Source organism: Candidatus Micrarchaeia archaeon, assembly GCA_041653315.1.
Lineage (GTDB): Archaea > Micrarchaeota > Micrarchaeia > Anstonellales > JAHKLY01 > JAHKLY01.
On the sequence record JBAZFO010000076.1, the window covers coordinates 1 to 2,796 of the forward strand.

Here is a 2,796-nt window from a genome sequence, read left to right on the forward strand (position 1 = left end):
GCCAGAGAGATGAAAGAATTAATAAATATGTCAAATGAACTTGGAATTGATTTGTTTGAAATAAAAGGTTCTTTTTGTGGTTGTGTAGGCATAGGACAATTTTTACCTACTACTTGGGCGCGTTTATTTGTAGATTTTAACAAAGACAGAAAAAGAGACCCTTTTGATTTAGAAGAAACCTTATATTCAATTGCAAATCATTTACTTGATTCAAATTATGTATATAATGATTCTAAAAAAAGATATAATGCATTATTTGCTTATAATCATAGTGATTGGTATGTTCGTGTTATTTTAGAATTATCAGATGTTTATTAAAAAATGGACCAGGTGGGATTTGAACCCACAGTCTCCTCGTTGCGAACGAGACATCCTACCGGGTTAGACTACTGGCCCATAATTAAAGCCTTCGGAGGGGATTGAACCCCCGACCTACTGCTTACGAAGCAGCCGCTCTACCACTGAGCTACGAAGGCCTATAATATATTTTAGTACCTTATATCTTAATTATTCTATTTTTTAATCTTTCTTAATGTTTAAATACACTTCTATCCACATAATAATACATGAAAAACACAATAAATACAAATGCAGTATATACCCAACCATATCTTAGAGTTAAAAAAGCATTAGAGAAATTAATGTTTGATAAAAATATACAAATTTTAGATTTAAAAAATATTTTTGGAGATTTTGCTGAAACAATAATTAAAGAACTTAAAAAAGACAAAACTAAAATTACTATTTATGAATTGTTAAATGATGAATTAGCCCTTAAAATTTTATATACACATATACAGCAAATAACTAAATTATCTATAAAAGATTTAACTGTTGAAAGGATAGAATTTTTTTTAGAAAAAAATAATTCATTCAAAGAATTAAAACCCTTAGATGATTTATTTAATTCTTATATCTTAATAAATCAAAATGGATCTTTAGATATTCCTTTAACTTATTGGATGGAAGAAGATAAAAAATTAACAAGAATGGAGGTTTATGATTTTCCACATGCAATAAGACAAGCAGTTCATGTACTTGAAAATCAAAACGAGGAATTAATAATTAATGAAAAAATAATAAATAGATTAGATCAAATGATTAAATTAATTCCAAAACTTGAAAAAAATCCTGAAAAAGAGTTTTTAGAACATTTTCTTTTAGAAATAGCAGAATTTTCAATTTTTCTTAAGAATAAAAAACATATTCTAAAAAAAGAAACGTACAAAAAATTAATTGGTACAAAAGATAAGAAAGGAGCATTAGAATTATTATCAAATAATAATTGGCCTGCTGCGTTATTATGTTTAAATGCAGCTAAAAATAGATTTATCAAAAGAAATAAATTGTTAATTGAAATGAAAGAAAACATAATAAAAAGAGAAATTAAATTAACAAAAAGTCTTGAACAATTATTACAAAGAAATTATGAAGTTTTAAATAGAATAGGCATTGTTTATGCGTTGCTTTTAAAAAATGAATCAAATTATGAAATAAGTAGATATATAATTATGAAAATTATAAATCCATATTTATGCGATTCTGTTGGGATTATGATAGAGCATAAAAATTCTAGAAAATATCTTTTAGAATCTGCTAGATATCTAAGACAAAACGATAAAGATAGCGCAAAAGTATTTTTATTAGAAGCAAGAGAAAGTATCATTCAAAATTATTTTTCCTTGATGAAAAAGGATTAAAATAGTTAGTTTTAATATTTATATATGAATAATAATTTACAATTGAAAAATATTGAAGAATTAAATAAAAATTTTTCTTCTTTTGTTATTCCAACTATAACTAAAGATATTAGTGATTTAATAGGTCCAACTAGAATTCTTATAGAAATGGAGGGTAAACCAGAACAAGAAATTTTAATTATGTTTCAAAAATATTTGGGATTGTTAAATTCAATTGTTTCAATTTTAGAAAATGAATTAAAAAATTTAAAAGGAAAAGTAAAAGAAGAAGCGTTTATTATAGGAGTTTGGGGGATTATGTATGGAAATTTAGGTATTAAATATGGGGAAAATGAATTTAGGTTTTTATATGAATCATTACAAACAAATGAATTTTATTGTCAAACCTCTTCTTTATTAGTATATGATATAGCTAAAAAATTAGGAATAGAAGTGTATATAGTATCAGTAATGGACCATGTTCTTATTAAAACAAATAATTTTTATTTTGAAACAACAGATGGAACGTATACAGATGAAACTAATTATTTAAATTATGAGTATGGTGAGTATTTTATGATTTTAGAAGATAATCAAATTCAATCAATTACTTATGATAACAAAGGTACTGCAAATGCTGTGTTAGAGAAATATGAAGAAGCAATTGAAAATTATGATAAGGCAATAGAATTAAATCCAAAAGATGCAGGGGTGTATAATAATAGAGGGGTTGCAAAAGCTATATTAAAAAGATATATTGAAGCAATAAAAGATTTTGATAAAGCAATAGAATTAAACCCAAATTATGCAAGCGTATATAATAATAGAGGGGCTGCAAAAGCTAAATTAGAGAAATATAAAGAAGCAATAAAAGATTTTGATAAAGCAATAGAATTAGATTCAACATATGAAAGCGCACATTATAATAGAAAAATTGCAAAAATAGAATTAGAAAAATAAAATAAGATCAAAAATTATTTTTATAAAAAAAATAAAAAATCTTTTTTATCTATTTCTTATTGCTGACTGCGCTGCTGCTAAACGCGCAATAGGAACTCTATAAGGCGAACAGCTTACATAAGTTAATCCTGTTTTATGACAGAAATCAATTGATTCT

3 protein-coding genes and 2 tRNA genes are annotated in these 2,796 nt (G+C 25.0%); 3 read left to right on the forward strand and 2 right to left on the reverse strand.

Annotation, left to right across the window (positions count from 1 at the left end; all coding sequences use genetic code 11):
- Positions 1-318, forward strand: a 318-nt coding sequence (locus WC356_07825) for a lytic transglycosylase domain-containing protein (protein MFA5383051.1), incomplete at its 5' end; no start/stop codon positions are given.
- Positions 319-322: 4 nt separating this feature from the next.
- Here WC356_07825 and WC356_07830 read toward each other — a convergent pair.
- Together WC356_07830 and WC356_07835 are read right to left on the reverse strand one after the other, a co-directional pair.
- Positions 323-396: transfer RNA gene (locus tag WC356_07830), tRNA-Ala, on the reverse strand.
- Between the two features lie 8 nt (positions 397-404).
- Positions 405-476, reverse strand: a tRNA-Thr gene (locus WC356_07835).
- A 90-nt stretch (positions 477-566) separates the two neighbouring features.
- Here WC356_07835 and WC356_07840 point away from each other — a divergent pair.
- Together WC356_07840 and WC356_07845 are read left to right on the forward strand one after the other, a co-directional pair.
- The gene (locus tag WC356_07840; protein MFA5383052.1) at positions 567-1,700 is read left to right on the forward strand and encodes a hypothetical protein; all 1,134 of its coding nucleotides are present in this window, start codon (positions 567-569) and stop codon (positions 1,698-1,700) included.
- 24 nt (positions 1,701-1,724) lie between these two features.
- Positions 1,725-2,639, forward strand: coding sequence for a tetratricopeptide repeat protein (locus tag WC356_07845; GenBank protein ID MFA5383053.1), 915 nt, complete (start codon positions 1,725-1,727; stop codon positions 2,637-2,639).
- Positions 2,640-2,796 lie beyond the last annotated feature (157 nt).